The sequence below is a fragment of the Micromonospora sp. NPDC006766 genome (assembly GCF_040636055.1).
GTDB lineage: Bacteria > Actinomycetota > Actinomycetes > Mycobacteriales > Micromonosporaceae > Micromonospora.
On record NZ_JBEYIX010000006.1, the window covers coordinates 121603 to 137230 of the forward strand.

The 15628-nt window shown below is 71.3% G+C and carries 16 protein-coding genes; 10 read left to right on the forward strand and 6 right to left on the reverse strand.

Annotated features, from left to right (window positions below; all coding sequences use genetic code 11):
- Nucleotides 1–52 precede the first annotated feature (52 nt).
- Nucleotides 53–589, reverse strand: a complete 537-nt coding sequence (locus ABZ671_RS09860) for a GtrA family protein (RefSeq protein WP_357854347.1) — start codon at nucleotides 587–589, stop codon at nucleotides 53–55.
- Nucleotides 590–1082: 493 nt separating this feature from the next.
- Between ABZ671_RS09860 and ABZ671_RS09865 the strand changes: the two genes are divergently transcribed.
- From ABZ671_RS09865 to ABZ671_RS09875, 3 genes are all read left to right on the forward strand, one after another.
- The gene (locus ABZ671_RS09865; protein ID WP_357854148.1) at nucleotides 1083–2924 is read left to right on the forward strand and encodes a phosphoenolpyruvate carboxykinase (GTP); all 1842 of its coding nucleotides are present in this window, start codon (nucleotides 1083–1085) and stop codon (nucleotides 2922–2924) included.
- 195 nt (nucleotides 2925–3119) lie between these two features.
- Nucleotides 3120–4292, forward strand: a complete 1173-nt coding sequence (locus ABZ671_RS09870) for a geranylgeranyl reductase family protein (RefSeq protein WP_357854151.1) — start codon at nucleotides 3120–3122, stop codon at nucleotides 4290–4292.
- A gap of 30 nt (nucleotides 4293–4322) precedes the next feature.
- Nucleotides 4323–5093: an isoprenyl transferase gene (locus tag ABZ671_RS09875; protein WP_357854154.1), complete on the forward strand. Its 771-nt coding sequence runs from the start codon at nucleotides 4323–4325 to the stop codon at nucleotides 5091–5093.
- A 53-nt stretch (nucleotides 5094–5146) separates the two neighbouring features.
- Here ABZ671_RS09875 and otsB read toward each other — a convergent pair whose 3' ends face one another.
- From otsB to ABZ671_RS09890, 3 genes are all read right to left on the reverse strand, one after another.
- Nucleotides 5147–6007: a trehalose-phosphatase gene (gene otsB / locus ABZ671_RS09880; RefSeq protein WP_357854157.1), complete on the reverse strand. Its 861-nt coding sequence runs from the start codon at nucleotides 6005–6007 to the stop codon at nucleotides 5147–5149.
- Between the two features lie 70 nt (nucleotides 6008–6077).
- Complete coding sequence (locus ABZ671_RS09885; protein WP_357854160.1) at nucleotides 6078–6431, reverse strand: hypothetical protein; 354 nt, start codon at nucleotides 6429–6431, stop codon at nucleotides 6078–6080.
- A 159-nt stretch (nucleotides 6432–6590) separates the two neighbouring features.
- Nucleotides 6591–7031 carry an XRE family transcriptional regulator gene (locus ABZ671_RS09890; RefSeq protein WP_357854163.1) on the reverse strand — a complete coding sequence of 147 codons (441 nt, stop codon included), beginning with the start codon at nucleotides 7029–7031 and terminating at the stop codon, nucleotides 6591–6593.
- A 264-nt stretch (nucleotides 7032–7295) separates the two neighbouring features.
- Here ABZ671_RS09890 and ABZ671_RS09895 point away from each other — a divergent pair, with 264 nt between their 5' ends.
- The 6 genes from ABZ671_RS09895 to ABZ671_RS09920 all read left to right on the forward strand — a co-directional run bounded on the left by ABZ671_RS09895 (nucleotide 7296) and on the right by ABZ671_RS09920 (nucleotide 12643).
- Nucleotides 7296–7637 carry a hypothetical protein gene (locus ABZ671_RS09895; protein WP_357550857.1) on the forward strand — a complete coding sequence of 114 codons (342 nt, stop codon included), beginning with the start codon at nucleotides 7296–7298 and terminating at the stop codon, nucleotides 7635–7637.
- Between the two features lie 46 nt (nucleotides 7638–7683).
- Complete coding sequence (locus tag ABZ671_RS09900; protein ID WP_357854167.1) at nucleotides 7684–8106, forward strand: hypothetical protein; 423 nt, start codon at nucleotides 7684–7686, stop codon at nucleotides 8104–8106.
- A 343-nt stretch (nucleotides 8107–8449) separates the two neighbouring features.
- On the forward strand, nucleotides 8450–9856 hold the full coding sequence (locus ABZ671_RS09905) for a PhoH family protein (protein WP_357854170.1): 1407 nt from the start codon (nucleotides 8450–8452) through the stop codon (nucleotides 9854–9856).
- 265 nt (nucleotides 9857–10121) lie between these two features.
- Entirely contained in the window at nucleotides 10122–10796 is a 675-nt protein-coding gene (locus tag ABZ671_RS09910) for a lytic transglycosylase domain-containing protein (protein WP_357854173.1), read from the forward strand.
- Nucleotides 10797–10910: 114 nt separating this feature from the next.
- Entirely contained in the window at nucleotides 10911–11573 is a 663-nt protein-coding gene (locus ABZ671_RS09915; protein ID WP_357854176.1) for a rhomboid family intramembrane serine protease, read from the forward strand.
- Nucleotides 11574–11674: 101 nt separating this feature from the next.
- Nucleotides 11675–12643, forward strand: a complete 969-nt coding sequence (locus tag ABZ671_RS09920; RefSeq protein ID WP_357854179.1) for an NAD(P)/FAD-dependent oxidoreductase — start codon at nucleotides 11675–11677, stop codon at nucleotides 12641–12643.
- 84 nt (nucleotides 12644–12727) lie between these two features.
- Here the strand turns inward: ABZ671_RS09920 and ABZ671_RS09925 are convergent, their stop codons facing one another.
- Nucleotides 12728–13423 (reverse strand): WHG domain-containing protein, encoded by a 696-nt coding sequence (locus tag ABZ671_RS09925; RefSeq protein ID WP_357854182.1) that lies wholly within the window; start codon nucleotides 13421–13423, stop codon nucleotides 12728–12730.
- Nucleotides 13424–13561: 138 nt separating this feature from the next.
- On the opposite strand from ABZ671_RS09925, the gene ABZ671_RS09930 reads away from it, so the two are divergent.
- Nucleotides 13562–14491 carry an NAD-dependent epimerase/dehydratase family protein gene (locus tag ABZ671_RS09930; protein ID WP_357854185.1) on the forward strand — a complete coding sequence of 310 codons (930 nt, stop codon included), beginning with the start codon at nucleotides 13562–13564 and terminating at the stop codon, nucleotides 14489–14491.
- A 14-nt stretch (nucleotides 14492–14505) separates the two neighbouring features.
- Here the strand turns inward: ABZ671_RS09930 and glpX are convergent, their stop codons facing one another.
- Nucleotides 14506–15537, reverse strand: coding sequence for a class II fructose-bisphosphatase (glpX, locus tag ABZ671_RS09935; protein ID WP_357854188.1), 1032 nt, complete (start codon nucleotides 15535–15537; stop codon nucleotides 14506–14508).
- Between the last annotated feature and the right edge of the window lie 91 nt (nucleotides 15538–15628).

Sequence of the window (15628 nt, forward strand, 5' to 3'; positions counted from 1 at the left end):
TAGGGCAGCGGGCAGGGCCGGCTCGGCCCGGCGGGACGGGATGGGCGGTGACTCACGCCCTGGACTCTCGGTCGCGGCTCGTTCCCAGAACAGGCAGAGTTCCCGGCTCGACGAAAACGAACCGTCGGTACGACCAGAATCGGAACAACGTCCCGAGGCCGGTGCCGACGATGAAGCTGGCCACGTTGTCGGCCAACGCGGTCTGGAACACGTGGGGCCAGATGGCACCCAGCCCGTAGCGACTGACCGTGAGGCAGCCCACGGCGATGCCCAGGCCCACCCCGTTGAGAAGGAAGAACAGCGCGTACTCGCGGGCCGGGTTCGAGCGCGAGCGGTGCCGCCAGGTCCAGAACCGGTTTCCCAGGAACGCCATGGTGGCCGCGACCACCGTGGAGACGGTCTTCGCCACCACGGGCGAGGTGTGCTGGACGCTGGCGAGGTAGTTGAAGAGCACCAGGTCTATGACGAACGCGAACCCGCCGACCGTGGCGAACTTGCTCAGCTCGCGGATGAGGTGACCGAAACGGCCCAGCAGGGCGCCAACCAGACCCTGCTGGGTCTGCGGAGCCCCCGGTTGCTCACCGGTCATCGTCGCAGCCACCCGCCGAGAGTACCGGTTGGCCGTACCTCGGGGCGGCAGCAACCGCGAGCGAGCCCCGCATTGGGTCCCTGCCGGGCGGTCGCCCGACGGGCGTGTGGGTCGGCGCGTCGGCACCCGATCCACCTGACCGTGAACAGAGCGTAACCGGCTGCGGTGTGAACATGGAGGCGATCGCGGAATCGTGGTTCGGACACCGGGTGCGCTTCCGCACATCGCGCAGCTGCCCGCCAGCGCTGGCGCCCGCATCGTCGAAGGTTTTCCACAGGATTTGCGTGAAACTGCGCGCGAAAGCGGGTATCAGATCGCGATGCCGCAGCGTGGCCGTACCTTGTGCAGTTCTTCACAACCAGTACCACTGACTCGCGAGGCAGCCCGGTTTACGCTGAGCCCAATTCCAGGTTTCCACGAAGGCGACGCACTGGCTCGCCAGAACTCGTGCATTCCCAGACATCGGTCAGCGTCGACCACAAGGAGAAGTGACATGGTTGCTCCGGCTACTGCTCGGGGTATCGATCAGGCCCCGACGTCCCACCCCAAACTGCTCGCCTGGGTACGTGAGGTCGCGGAACTGACCACCCCCGACCGGGTGGTCTGGGTGGACGGGTCCGATGAGGAGTGGCGTCGCCTCACCGACGAACTCGTCGAGAGTGGCACCCTGATCCGGTTGAACCCCGAGAAGAAGCCCAACTCGTTCTACGCCCGGACGGACCCGTCGGACGTCGCCCGAGTCGAGGAGCGCACCTTCATCTGCTCGGTCGACGAGGCGGACGCCGGCCCCACCAACAACTGGATGGCGCCGGCCGAGATGAAGCGCACCATGACGGACCTCTACCGGGGTTCGATGCGGGGCCGCACCATGTACGTCATCCCGTTCTGCATGGGCCCGGTCGAGGCGAAGAACCCCATGTTCGGCGTCGAGATCACCGACAGCCCGTACGTGGTCGCCTCGATGCGGATCATGACCCGGATGGGGTCGAAGATCCTGGCGGCGATGGGTGACGACGCCGACTTCGTGCACGCGCTGCACTCGGTCGGCGCCCCGCTCGCCGCCGGCCAGCAGGACGTGGCCTGGCCGTGCAGCGAGACCAAGTACATCTCCCACTTCCCGGAGACCCGGGAGATCTGGTCCTACGGCTCCGGCTACGGCGGCAACTCGCTGCTCGGCAAGAAGTGCTACTCGCTGCGGATCGCCAGCGTGATGGGGCGCGACGAGGGCTGGCTCGCCGAGCACATGCTGATCCTCAAGATCACCTCGCCGGAGGGTCGGGTCTACCACATCGCCGGCGCCTTCCCATCGGCCTGCGGCAAGACCAACCTCGCCATGCTGGAGCCGACCATCCCCGGCTGGAAGGTCGAGACCATCGGCGACGACATCGCCTGGATGCGGTTCGGCCCGGACGGCCGCCTCTACGCCGTCAACCCCGAGTACGGTCTCTTCGGCGTCGCGCCGGGCACCGACTGGAAGACCAACGCCAACGCGATGCGGACGCTGGACCGCGGCAACTCCGTCTTCACCAACGTGGCCCTCACCGACGACGGCGACATCTGGTGGGAGGGCATGGGCGAGCCGCCGGCCCACCTGATCGACTGGAAGGGCAACGACTGGACGCCGGAGAGTGACAGCCTCTCCTCGCACGCGAACAGCCGGTTCTGCACCCCGATCACGCAGTGCCCGATCCTGGCCGACGACTACTACGACCCCAACGGCGTGCCGATCGACGCGATCCTGTTCGGCGGCCGGCGTCGGGACACCGTCCCGCTGGTCACCGAGGCCCGCGACTGGGTGCACGGCGTCTACATGGGTGCCACGCTCTCCTCGGAGACCACCGCCGCCGCCTCCGGCGCGGTCGGCGTGGTCCGGCGCGACCCGATGGCCATGCTGCCGTTCATCGGCTACCACGGCGGGGACTACTTCCGGCACTGGATCGAGATGGGCAAGGGCGTCGACGGCGACGAGTCCAAGCTGCCCAAGATTTACTACGTCAACTGGTTCCGTAAGGACCCGGAGGGCAACTTCCTCTGGCCGGGCTTCGGCGAGAACTCGCGGGTGCTCAAGTGGATCATTGAGCGGATCGAGGGCCGCGGCGAGGCCGTCGAAACGCCGATCGGGATGGTCCCGGCCCAGGACGCGCTGGACGTCGAGGGCCTGGACATGACCCCGGAGGACGTCCGGATCGCCCTCAAGGTCGACCCGGAGGAGTGGCGTAGCGAGCTGCCGCTGGTCACCGAGTGGTTCGAGAAGTTCGGGGACAAGCTCCCCGGCGTCCTCTGGGCCGAACTGGACGCCCTCCGCGCCCGCTTGGACGCGGAACCGCAGAAGTAGCCCCAGACCCCTCCCGGACGGCCGCCGACCCCCCAGGTCCGGCGGCCGTCCGCCTTCGGCGGCCGTTCGCCGGCCAGCCCCGAGCCAGCGCCGTGTTGATCATGAGGTTGGTCGCAGTCGTGGAGATCGACATCGCCGCCAACCTCATGATCACCGATGCGGATCGGGTGGGGTGGAGGAGGTGAGTGGGGGAGGATGCGGGGTGTGGGGGACGAGTGGGATGTGGTGGTGGTGGGGGCGGGGCCGGCGGGGGCGGCGGCGGCGCTGGCCGCACGGCGGGGTGGAGCCCGGGTGCTGCTGGTGGACCGGCACGACTTTCCCCGGGACAAGGCGTGTGGGGACGGGATCGCCGCGCACGCGCTGGACGTCCTCGCCGAGCTGGGCGTGGCCGGCGCGGTCGACGGCTATGCCCCGCTGCCCGCGCTGCGCCTCGTGGCCCCGGGCGGCGGCACGGTAGCGCGGGCACTGCCCCGGCCCGCGTACACGGTGCCCCGGCGGGTTTTCGACGCCCGGCTGGTGACGGCGGCCGTCGCGGCCGGCGCGGAGCTGCGCCGGCACACCGTACGCCGGGTGGAGCTGCGCACCGACCGGGTGGTGCTCGACGGGGAGCTGGCCGCCCGGGCGGTGGTGGGGGCGGACGGCGCCGGCTCGGTGCTCCGCCGGGCGCTCGGCCACTCGGTGAACCCGGACCGTCACCTCGCGCTCGCCATCCGCGGCTACGCCCCGGCACCGCCCGGCCCGCCGGAGCAGCTCATCATCACCTCGGCGCCGCGCTGGCCGGCGTACGCCTGGTCGTTCCCGATCGGCGACGGCCGGGCGAACGTCGGGTACGGGGAGGTGCTGCGGGGTGAGCCGCTGACCCGGGCACACCTGCTGGACCGGCTGGCCGCCCTGCTGCCCGGCACCGACCCGGCCGCGGTCACCGACCTGCGGGCCCACCACCTGCCGCTGTCGACACACCGGCCGACGCCCGGGCGGGGGCGGGTGGTGCTGGCCGGCGACGCGCTCTCGTTGATCAATCCGTTCACCGGTGAGGGCATCTTCTACGCCCTGCGGTCGGGAGCGCTGGCCGGCGCGGCGGCGGCCGACGCGCCGGCCCAGGCGGCCCGCCGGTACGCCGACACGCTCCGTCGCCGGCTCGGCACGCACCTGCGACACAGCTCGGCAGCCGCCTGGCTGGCCCGGCGGCGGACGGTGGTGGACGCGGCGATCCGCGCGGCACGCGGGGACGAGCGGGTCTACCGGAGCCTGGTGGAGCTGGGACTGGGTGACGGGCGTCTCGACGCGCGTAGCCTCGGCATGATCGGAATGGGTCTGACGTCGCGCCGCGACCGGGCGCCGTCGTGTCATCAGCCACCGGGGCGCTGATCTTCAACGTGGGTCGTTACCCTGCAAGTGATGACTCTGCGGAAAATCCTCTACTCCGTGTACGAGCGCCGGCTGACTGCGAAGCTCGCCGGTAAGCCGGTGCCCCGGCACGTTGGCGTCATGTGTGACGGCAACCGCAGATGGGCCCGGGACATGGGCTTCGTCGATCCGAACGACGGCCACCGGATGGGCGCCGAGCGGATCAAGGAGCTGCTGCGCTGGTGCGACGCTGCGGGCGTCGGCCACGTGACGCTCTGGCTGCTCTCCACCGACAACCTCTCCCGGCCGGCCGCCGAGCTCGATCCACTGCTTCAGATCATCGAGGACCTCACCACCGAGCTGGCCGAGGCGGGCAACCCCTGGCGGCTGCGCATGGTGGGCGCGCTCGACGTGCTGCCCGCGCACCACGCGGCGGCGCTCAAGGCCGCCGAGGAGCGCACCCGGGACCGCAGCGGCGGTGCCCAGGTCAACATCGCCGTCGGGTACGGAGGCCGGCGCGAGATAGCCGACGCCGTCCGCTCGCTGCTGCTGGAGCACGCCGCGACCGGCGGCACCATCGAGGACCTGGCCAACACGATCGACGTCGACGACATCTCCGAGCACCTTTACACCAAGGGCCTGCCGGACCCGGATCTGATCATCCGGACCAGCGGCGAGCAGCGCCTCTCCGGCTTCATGCTCTGGCAGAGCGCGCACTCCGAGTTCTACTTCTGCGAGCTCAACTGGCCCGACTTCCGTCGGGTCGACTTCCTCCGCGCCCTGCGCTCCTACGCCACCCGCCACCGCCGCTTCGGCAGCTGACCGCCTACCCCGGTGACGTCGATCATGGACCTGTGGCGCCCATTTTGCCGGTATCAGGAGCCTTTGCCGGGTGCCGGAACTCCATGATCGGCGCCGAGGTGGGAGAGGGCCGTGGTGAGGAAGTCGGCTAGGGCGGCGGGGGAGGCCAGGGTGAGGTCGGCGGCTTCGGCAACCTCGTGGCCGGTCTCCGGGTTGGCCACGGCGACGCAGACGCCGACGAAGTCCGGGTCGGCGGCGCACCGGGCGCGTACGGCGGCGAACGCCTTGATGTCGGAGACGTCGTCGCCGAAGTACCAGGCGCCGCCGGTGTCCCGTACCACCTCGCCGATGACCATCCCCTTGTCTCGGTCGACCGGGGGTTTCAGCTCCAGCACCATGCGCCCCGCCTGGCAGCGCAGCCCCAGCCGCGCGGCCCGGGCCCGGCCCCACTCCTGAACCAGGTCGCCGAGGTGCGGGGCGGTCCGCCAGTGCAGGGCGACGGAGAGCCGCTTGAACTCCACCAGCGCGCCGGGTGGTAGTTCGGCGCGGGCCTGCTCGGCCAGCTCGGACATGGTGGGCATCCAGGGCAGGGCGGCCGGCTCAGTGACGATCTCGCCGCCGGAGTGGCTGTGCTCCAGACCGTAGAGCCCGTACAGGTCGATGCCGGCAAGGCTGGCGAAACGATCGCGGAGGAACTCCACCGGGCGCGCGGAGACGATGGCGATCCGGCGTACGCGCGGGGCGAGCGCCTCCAGCGCGGCGAGCACCTTCGGGGCGGGCCGGACCGTGGTGGGGTCGTCGCCGACGGGCGCGAGGGTGCCGTCGAAGTCGAAGAAGAGCACCACGTCGGCCGCGCGGGGCGCGGTGGCGCGCCACGCGTGCTCGGCGTTCAACGGGGTCTGCGGCTGCGGGTTGCCCAGATTCAACGGCGGCACGCGCGTCAGCGTACCCCGGACACGAGGGCGTATTCGTGGCCGAGATTGCGCTGTCCCGGGCGTCGTGATGTCAGCGTTCGGCGGCTCCCCGGCCCCGTCGCCCGAACGGCACGACGGCCGCCTCCGGCCCGTGGTTGAGCAGGTAGCCCTCCACGAAACCGGCGTTCCGGTCGCCGGTCTTCGCCTCGATCTCGTTGAGGCGCGCCACCAGGAACTCGGTGAGCGCGCTGACCCGGTCGTTGAGCCGGTCGTGCAGCTCGGCGGTGACGGCGAGGACCACCGCGGTGCCGGCCGTGATGAGCGCGAAGAGGTTGACGACCAGGGGAAGCTGGCCCCCGTCCAGCACGCCGACCACCACGTTGCCGGTCACGCACGATGTCACCGACACCACCGCGACCACGACTGCTGACCATTTCAGGGTCATGGACAGACCCTCCTTCTGTCCCGCAGGGCTTGGTTCGGCCTTGTCCCGTCCCCCCGCCGATGACGAGCCCAAGCAGTACGAATGGACGCTAGCGTGCCCGTTCCGGCCCCGAAGCGAAACGATTGGGTCTGCCCCCGCGTTCTTTCGCTATCTGAGGAACTACCCCGCCTCTTTGGTGTTGTTTCGTGCGTCAACCGGAAGGGATGGGCGATAGGCGAGGTACCGGATGGTTTCCCGGATGTGGAACTTCTCCGCGTCCGACACGTTCGGGTCCACCAGGCGGCGTAGCAGCGCCTCGACGTCCGGGTCCATCGGCGGTGCGGCGGGGGCGGTGCGTGAGGTGGTGGCACGATCCCAGCCCAGGGCGCTGAACGCCGCCGCCGGGTTGAGGCCCAGGCCCTCGCAGAAGGCGACCACCCGCTCCGCCTCCGGGTCGCTGGACCAGTCGCCGCGTACCCAGCGGTTGATGGTCTGGCGTGAGACGCCGGTGCGCCGGGAGACCTCCGTGCCGCTCCAGGCCCGGGTGGCACGCGCGTCGGCCAGGGCGTGCCGGACGAAGGTGGCGAAGGCAATCTTCCGTGCGTTGGCGGTCTCGGTCACTCGGTGACCGTACGAGAAGTCGGCCGCGCCGGGGCGTCCCGGCACGCTGCTGTCACGCTTACGGGACGGCTTCCCTGGATCGTCGGCAACCGATCCGGCACTGTTCATGAGGGGTGTCACCTGGGCAGATTGGATGGACGCAAGGACGGCGGTGCGCGGACTAAAAGCTGATACTGTCACGCCCATGAGACAACTTACGTTGTGTCACGTGCATGAGACGACAAGTGCTCACATGCGTCACGCTGCGGGCGTCGAGGGGGTCTCGTGACCGAGCTCGCGACCCGCGCCCAGGCCTTCGGCCTGATCGCCGAGGGGGTAGCCGCCGGGCTGAGCGCCCCGTGGCGCCTCTACCTGGCCCGGGGCTGCCGGTACCTCTCGCTGAGCGTTGGCGACCGGGCCGAGTGGAACGCCTGGCGTACCCACCTCGGCTGCCCGGAGCTGAGCGTGCGGGTCTACGACGTCGGCGGCGAGATCCGGCGCTCCTCGGTCGCCGAGGTGATCCTGGACGGCTGCCGGATCAGCGTCGAGCTGGTCGAGGAGGTCAGCACCGCCGACCTGGACCAGCTGCTGGTCGTCGATCCCCTGGCCGAGCCGGAGGAGCGATGACCCGGCGGGCCACGACGACCTTCTCGACGCCGGCGGGAGCAACCGGATGAGCCCTCTCCTCGCCGTCCTGCTCGTGCTCATGCTCGGCTCCGGCTGTTATGCGGCGGGCCGGCTGCACGGGCAGCTCAGCTACCGGATCGGCTACCGCTTCGGCTACCGACAGGGATACTTCGACGGCGACCGCGGCGCCTGGAACCGACGGCGACGCGACGCGCAGGCCGTGATCGCCTCGGCGTTCACCCGCCCCGCCCCGGCTGCTCGCGCCACGGTCCCGTTCGCCGGTACGGCCGCCCCCGCCGCGGTGACCGCCCGGCCGGTGTCCGGCCCGGCCTCGCGGGCCATCGCGACCGCACAGCTCGGCGGGCTCGCCACCAGGCAAGGCACCACGTACACCGGGTCCTCGTTCGGCGCAGCCACCCACGCGGCGGGCGGGCCGCAGGCCGGGACCCTGGTCCGGTGGCCGGGCTGACGCCCACCCAGGACACGGTGTGTCGTCCGCGGCGGACGCGCACCGTCGGAGCCACGTCAGACCGGTGACGGTGGCTCCGCCGGCCGGGATGCGCGCAGGGGGCATGCATCCCGGCCGGTTTCGCCGCGCCGTTCATCTCCCGGTCAGGTGAGATCCACGCCCGCCACTAGTCGACGGGGCTTCGGGGCACTAGCGTCTAGGCATGGCACGGGGTTTTCCCGAGCCAACCGGAGAGCCCGGACCTGCGACCTCGCGCACGGGGCCCGCATCCGACCCCGTGTCCAACCGGGCACCGGACGAGGCGGAACACGGGTGGCCGGGTGCCCACCCGCGGAGCAGGCCTGTGACGACTCGCCGTACCCAAGCTGGTGCCGACCAGACCCCGGCCGCGACTGCCACGACCCGCCGGACCCCCCGCAGCCGCCGCGCCGCGGCCGCCGGCACCGAGGAGCCCCGACCAGCCGGCCCGGCCTACGTGCTGGACACGTCGGTTCTCCTCTCCGACCCGGCGGCGTTCCACCGCTTCGCCGAGCATGAGGTGGTGCTGCCGCTGGTGGTCATCACCGAGCTCGAAGGAAAGCGGCACCACCCCGAGCTGGGCTGGTTCGCCCGCCAGTCGCTACGCATCCTGGACGAGCTGCGGGTGAAACACGGCCGGCTGGACCGACCGGTGCCCGCCAACGACCAGGGCGGCACCCTGCGGGTCGAGCTGAACCACACCGACGACGGGGTGCTGCCGCCCGGCTTCCGCACCGACTCGAACGACGCCCGGATTCTGTCCGTGGCGCTCAACCTGGCCGCCGACGGGCGCGACGTCACCCTGGTCAGCAAGGACATGCCGCTGCGGGTGAAGGCGGCGTCGGTCGGCCTGCGGGCCGACGAGTACCGGCACGGTCAGGCCAGCGACCCGACCTGGACCGGCATGGCCGAGCTGGAGCTGGCCGACGAGGAGATCGCCCGGCTGTACGCGGGGGAGTCGCTGGACCTCGACGCCGCCGCCGGCCTGCCCTGCCACACCGGGTTGGTGCTGCACTCGGCGCGCGGTTCGGCGCTCGGCCGGGTGCAGCCCGACAAGACCGTACGGCTGGTCCGCGGCGACCGGGAGGCGTTCGGTGTGCGCGGTCGCTCGGCGGAGCAACGGATCGCGCTGGACCTGTTGCTGGACGAGTCGATCGGCATCGTCTCGCTGGGTGGCCGGGCCGGCACCGGGAAGTCGGCCCTGGCGCTCTGCGCCGGCCTGGAGGCGGTGATGGAGCGCCGCCGGCACAAGCGGGTGATCGTCTTCCGCCCGCTCTACGCCGTCGGCGGCCAGGAACTCGGCTACCTGCCCGGCTCGGAGTCGGAGAAAATGTCCCCCTGGGCACAGGCGGTCTTCGACACCCTCGGCGCGGTGGTGCACGAGAACGTCCTGGAGGAGGTCACGTCCCGCGGCCTGCTGGAGGTTCTGCCGCTGACCCACATCCGCGGTCGGAGTCTGCACGACGCCTTCGTCATCGTGGACGAGGCGCAGTCGCTGGAACGGGGCGTCCTGCTCACCGTGCTGTCCCGGATCGGGCAGGGGTCGCGGGTGGTGCTCACCCACGATGTGGCGCAGCGGGACAATCTGCGGGTGGGGCGGCATGACGGGGTGACCGCAGTGATCGAGGCGTTGAAGGGTCATCCTCTCTTCGCGCACGTCACCCTCAGCCGTTCGGAGCGTTCTCCGATCGCCGCGATGGTCACTGACCTGTTGGAGGACGCACCGCTCTGACGCCAGTTTTGTCCCTCTTCATAGCCTTTTGGGCTGTGGTGCAGGTCACAATTGGCTCCCTTGGTTTCCCATCCGCCTCACTGTGCGCAATCGTGTCCATCGAGCACCTCAGCACCAGGAACATCGTCGAGCATCGTTCGCCACCTGCGGGCCGAGGGCCACGGGCGCCGGTGCGACGGTGAGGGCCGGGGCGCTCACGGCGTCGGCGCGGCCCCGGACGGCCGACGTCGCGTCGTGTCCTTGACCCCGACGAAGGGACCACTTCGTGAGTCGGCTGTGGAGCCGGTTCGGCGCCCGTACGGCCGCTGTCGCGCTGCTCTCCGTGGGCGTTGCCGGCGGTTTCTACCTGGGCGAAGACCGACAGACCCAGCAACAGGGCCTGACCGCTCAGTTCGGGCTGCAGGTCGACCGGGCCGAGTACGCGTACCAGCGCGACCGGCAGGCCAGTCACCAGGTGGAGTCGGCCCGGCAGCGGGCCGCCGAATACCAGGCGAAGCTGCGCGCGGCGGCGGCGGCCAAGGAGGCCGCTGAGCGGGCCCGCAAGGCCGAGGCGGCGGCCGCCACACGCAAGAAGGAGCGGTTGGCGGCCGAGGCCGCGGCCAAGCCGTACGACGGGCCGATCCCGTCCTCCTGCAATCAGTACAGCGGCAACCGGAAGATCGGTTGCGCGGTCATGATGGACCAGGGCTTCGGCATCGACCAGTTCCCCTGCCTGAACCTGCTCTGGAACAGGGAGAGCGGCTGGAACCACAAGGCCGCCAACCCGTCCGGGGCGTACGGAATCCCGCAGGCCCGGCCCGGCAACAAGATGGCCTCGGTCGCGGACGACTGGAAGATCAACCCCGCCACGCAGATCAAGTGGGGTCTCGGCTACATCAAGGGCCGCTACGGCAACCCGTGCGGTGCCTGGCAACACTCGCAGAACACCGGTTGGTACTGATCGGACGCTGACGGCGGTGGGGCGGGCGGAAATCCGCACGCCCCACCATCGGATGCGGCGATCCGGCCGGGACACGAGTGGCGGCCGGCCCGGATTGCTGGTAGCTGTTGACAGGTGACCTGGCGCGATGGCCCGACGGGCGGCGATCCTCACCGGTTCGGCACCGAGGCGTTCTACGCCGCACTGGGCCGGGCCTTCGTCGCGATGTGCGCGGTCGTGCCGGTGCTGTTCCTCATCGAGGCGCTCGATGTCGGCCTGAACGCCAACCTGGCCGTGAACGCCGGCATCATCCCGCACCGTATCCAGGGGCTCGACGGCGTGATCTTCTCGCCGTTCCTGCACGCCGACTTCAACCACCTCTACAGCAACAGCATCCCGTTGATTCTGCTCGGCACCTTCGTCCTGGCCGCCGGCACCCGCCGTTTCCTCTGGTCGACCCTGGTCATCATCCTGGTCAGCGGCCTCGGGGTGTGGTTCACCGGTTCGCCCAACTCGGTGGTGGTCGGTGCCAGCGGGGTCATCTTCGGCTACCTCGGCATGCTGCTCACCCGGGGCATCGTCGAACGGAGTTGGTGGAACTTCGGCGTGGTGCTGCTGGTCGGCCTGCTCTACGGCTGGCAACTGATCGGCATCCTGCCGAGCGACGAGCGCGTCTCCTGGCAGGGGCACCTGTTCGGGCTGCTCGGCGGGATCGTGGCGGCGATCGTGTTCCGCCGCCGCCGGGTGGGCCTGCCGGCACCGGAGCGGCCCGGGGCGCCGACGGTCCCCCTGGGCTGACCGCGCGTCGGCGCGTCCGCGGGACGTGCTTGCCCAGCGGCCTTGGCCCGCCTACCGTCGGCATCAGCACGCGTGAATCAAGGCGAAAGTGACGGTACGCCATGCGCGAGGTCGATGTCGCCGTGATCGGGGCCGGTCCGGCTGGGCTCTTCGCCGCGTACTACGCCGGGTTCCGGGGCCTCTCGGTGGCGGTGGTCGACGCGTTGCCCGAGCCGGGCGGTCAGGTGACCGCCATGTACCCGGAGAAGCTCATCCTCGACGTCGCCGGATTCCCCGCGATCAAAGGGCGGGAGCTGGTGGCGAACCTGGTCGCCCAGGCGGCCCCGTTCCACCCGGAATATCTGCTCGGCACCCGGGCGGAGAAGCTCACCCACCTCGACGGGCGGCCGGTGCTCGGCCTGGCCGGCGGCGAGCAGTTGCGCTGCGGCGCGGTGGTGGTGACCGGCGGGCTGGGCAGCTTCACGCCCCGGCCACTGCCGGTGGCCGACGGCTTCCTGGGCACCGGGATCGTCTATTTCGTACCCCAGCCGGCCGAGCTGACCGGCCAGGACGTGCTCATCGTGGGCGGCGGAGACTCGGCCTTCGACTGGGCGGTGACGCTCCAGCCGATCGCCCGGTCGGTGACCCTGGTGCACCGGCGGGACCGGTTCCGTGCCCACGCCTCGACCGTCGCCCGGGTGGGCGCGCTGCCCGTCCGCGTGGTCGTCAACGCCGAGGTGACCCGGCTGTACGGCGACAGCCAGATCACCGGCGCCGAGCTCACCGTACGCGGTGGGGTGGTGGAGGAGGTGCCGGCAACCATTGTGGTCGCCGCGCTCGGCTTCACCGCCGACCTCGGGCCGCTCGCCGAGTGGGGGCTGACCCTGGACCGTCGGCACATCGTGGTCGACAGCAGCATGGCCACCAACCTGCCCCGGGTCTTCGCGGCCGGGGACATCACCGAATATCCGGGCAAGGTCCGGCTGATCGCCACCGGTTTCGGTGAGGCCGCCACGGCGGTGAACAACGCGGCCGTGGCGATCGACCCGACCGCTCACCTCTTCCCCGGGCACTCCTCCGACGGCAGTTGAGACCCGATCCCCGGTCGCGAACGGCCGGGACGGCTTCGCGGTGCGCGGACCGGACGGGCGACTGGCGGTGTGCGGCAATACGTGCTATCCGGCGCTGGACAGGCCGATGAGATCGGCCATCAGGGCGGTCTGGTGGTCGAAGTACTCGTCCCGGTGCGGCAGCATCCGGTTGATCCGGCCGAACAGCTCGAAGCTGATCAGCCCGAAGAGTTGGGTCCAGCCGGCCATGCCCCGGGCCAGCAGGGCCGGCGGCAGGTCGACCGATAGCAGCGCGCCGAGTTCGGCGACGTCCGCCCGTAGCGGCTCGGGCAGCTCGTCGGCGGGCGGTTGGAGCCGGCCGTCGGCGACGCCGTCGCGGAGGATTCCGACCAGGGTCAGCGGGGGGCGCTGCGCCGGCGCGACCGTGTCGTCCGGGGCCGCGTAGCCGGGGACGGGGCTGCCGTAGAGCAGCGCGTACTCGGCGGGGTGGGCCAGCGCCCAGGACCGGGTGGCCCGGCACGTGGCGTGCCAGCGTCCGCGCAGGTCGGCCCGGTCGACGGCGGCGTCGGCCGCCTCCACCGCGTCGCCGAGCGCGTTGTACGCCTCGAGGATCAGCGCGGTGAGCAGGTCATCCCGGCTGGGGAAGTAGCGGTAGATCGCGGAGGAGACCATGCCCATGTCGCGGGCGACCGCGCGCAGCGACAGGTTCGCGCCGTCGTTGGCCAGGTGGCGACGGGCCACCGCCTTGATCTCGTCGATCATCCCGGCGCGGACCCGGGCGCGGAGTGAGGGAGCGACCATGTCCCCACTCTGCCACGAATGAGTGCGCCGATCCAAACCGAGAGCATCGCTCTTGACGACAGGGTGGTCAAGGGCGCATGCTTGCTCTGCGAGAGCGGTGCTCTCGGAATGGATTCCCGCTTTGAAGGATGGCTCCCCATGGCCCTACACGTGATCGTCGGCGCCGGACCCGTCGGCACCGCCACCGCCCGCCTCCTCGCCGAGCGCGGCGACCGGGTGCGGGTGGTGACCCGCCGCGGCACCGGACCCGACCATCCCGCCGTCGAGCGGATCGCCGCCGACGCCGCCGACGCCGCCCGGCTCACCACGCTGACCGAGGGCGCGGTCGCCCTGCACAACTGCGCCAACCCGGCGTACCACCGGTGGCCGATCGACTGGCCGCCGCTGGCCGCCGCGCTGCTCACCGCCGCCGAGCGGACCGGCGCGGTGCTCGCGACCGTGGGCAATCTCTACGGGTACGGGCCGGTCGACGCCCCGATGACCGAGGCGACGCCGCTGGCCGCGACCGGCACCAAGGGGCGGGTGCGGATCCGGATGTGGGCCGACGCGCTCGCCGCGCACCAGGCCGGCCGGGCCCGGGTCACCGAGGTACGCGGCTCCGACTACTTCGGCGTCGGCGGCACCTCGCTGGCGATGATGGTGCTGCCCCGGGTGCTCGCCGGGCGGCGGGCCTTCCTGCCGGTCAACTGGGACGCCCCGCACACCTGGACGTACATCCCGGACGTCGCGCGTACCCTGGTCGCCGCCGCGACCGACGAGCGGGCCTGGGGACGCGCCTGGCACGTGCCCAGCGCGCCGGCCGTGCCGATGCGGGACCTGGCCGCCCGCGCGGCGGCCCTGGTCGGCGCGCCGGCACCGAAGCTGACCCGGATGCCCTACCCGGTGCTCTGGCTCGGCGGCCTCGCCGACCCGATGGCCCGCGAGCTGCGGGAGACCGCCTACCAGTTCGACCGGCCGTTCGTGATGGACTCCACGGCCGCCACCGCCACCCTTGGGATCGAGCCGACCCCGCTGGACCAGGCGATCAAGGAGACGGTGGCGGCCCTGCGCGAGCGGCCGGGGCGTTAACAGGGGCCCCTCCTTCACTCCTGTTCGGCGAGGGGGCGGCCGTCGAAGTCGACCGCCGAATAGAGGGCAAGTTTCTCCAAGCGGTGGTACGAGTCGATCACCCGGATCGTGCCGCTCTTGGAGCGCATCACGATCGACTGGGTGTACGCCCCGCCGGCCCGGTAGCGCACGCCGCGCAGCAGGTCGCCGGAGGTGACGCCGGTGGCTACGAAGAAGCAGTTGTCCCCGGTGACCAGGTCGTCGGTGAACAGCACCCGGTCCAGGTCGTGCCCGGCGGCGAGCGCCTTCTCCCGCTCCTGCGCGTCCTTCGGCCAGAGCTTGGCCTGCATCATGCCGCCCATGCACTTCAGGGCGCAGGCGGCGGTGATGCCCTCCGGGGTGCCGCCGATGCCCATCAGCACGTCGACGTCCGACTCGCCGCGAGCCGCCGCGATGGCGCCGGCGATGTCGCCGTCGGAGATGAACCGGATGCCCGCCCCGGTCCGCCGGATCTGCTTCACCAGGTCGTCGTGCCGGGGCCGGTCCAGCACGCAGACCGTAACCTCGGCCGCGTCGGCCCCTTTGACCTTGGCGATCCGCCGGATGTTCTCGGCCACCCCGGCGTTGATGTCGACCACGTCGGCGTACGCCGGGCCGACGGCGAGCTTCTCCATGTAGAAGACGGCGCTCGGGTCGAACATCGCGCCGCGCTCGGCGACCGCGAGCACCGCGAGGGCGTTGGGCATGCCCTTGCTCATCAGCGTGGTGCCGTCGATCGGGTCGACCGCCACGTCCACCTCGGGACCGGTCCCGTCACCGACCTCCTCGCCGTTGAAGAGCATCGGGGCGTTGTCCTTCTCGCCCTCGCCGATCACCACGACGCCCCGCATCGGGATCGAGTTGATCAGCTTGCGCATGGCGTCGACGGCGGCACCGTCGCCGCCCTCCTTGTCGCCCCGGCCGACCCAGCGGCCGGCGGCCATCGCCGCGGCCTCGGTGACCCGGACCAGGTCCAAAGCGAGGTTGCGGTCGAGGTTCTGGGGCGTCCGCGTGCTGGGTGTTGTCATGGCGGCTCCTCCTCGCGGCGTTGCGGGGTGGACCGGCGGGATGCGGCGTCGCCGCCGCCGGCTTCGCCGTTGATCCTCACACGATGGCGGG

What these genes read in the sequence shown, in the direction of transcription:
- glpX (WP_357854188.1), bottom strand. Translation starts at nt 15,537, where the DNA reads ATGACAACACCCAGCACGCGGACGCCCCAGAACCTCGACCGCAACCTC.
- ABZ671_RS09860 (WP_357854347.1), bottom strand. Translation starts at nt 589, where the DNA reads ATGACCGGTGAGCAACCGGGGGCTCCGCAGACCCAGCAGGGTCTGGTT.
- ABZ671_RS09930 (WP_357854185.1), top strand. Translation starts at nt 13,562, where the DNA reads ATGGCCCTACACGTGATCGTCGGCGCCGGACCCGTCGGCACCGCCACC.
- ABZ671_RS09920 (WP_357854179.1), top strand. Translation starts at nt 11,675, where the DNA reads ATGCGCGAGGTCGATGTCGCCGTGATCGGGGCCGGTCCGGCTGGGCTC.
- ABZ671_RS09870 (WP_357854151.1), top strand. Translation starts at nt 3,120, where the DNA reads ATGCGGGGTGTGGGGGACGAGTGGGATGTGGTGGTGGTGGGGGCGGGG.
- ABZ671_RS09925 (WP_357854182.1), bottom strand. Translation starts at nt 13,423, where the DNA reads ATGGTCGCTCCCTCACTCCGCGCCCGGGTCCGCGCCGGGATGATCGAC.
- ABZ671_RS09875 (WP_357854154.1), top strand. Translation starts at nt 4,323, where the DNA reads ATGACTCTGCGGAAAATCCTCTACTCCGTGTACGAGCGCCGGCTGACT.
- ABZ671_RS09885 (WP_357854160.1), bottom strand. Translation starts at nt 6,431, where the DNA reads ATGACCCTGAAATGGTCAGCAGTCGTGGTCGCGGTGGTGTCGGTGACA.
- ABZ671_RS09865 (WP_357854148.1), top strand. Translation starts at nt 1,083, where the DNA reads ATGGTTGCTCCGGCTACTGCTCGGGGTATCGATCAGGCCCCGACGTCC.
- ABZ671_RS09900 (WP_357854167.1), top strand. Translation starts at nt 7,684, where the DNA reads ATGAGCCCTCTCCTCGCCGTCCTGCTCGTGCTCATGCTCGGCTCCGGC.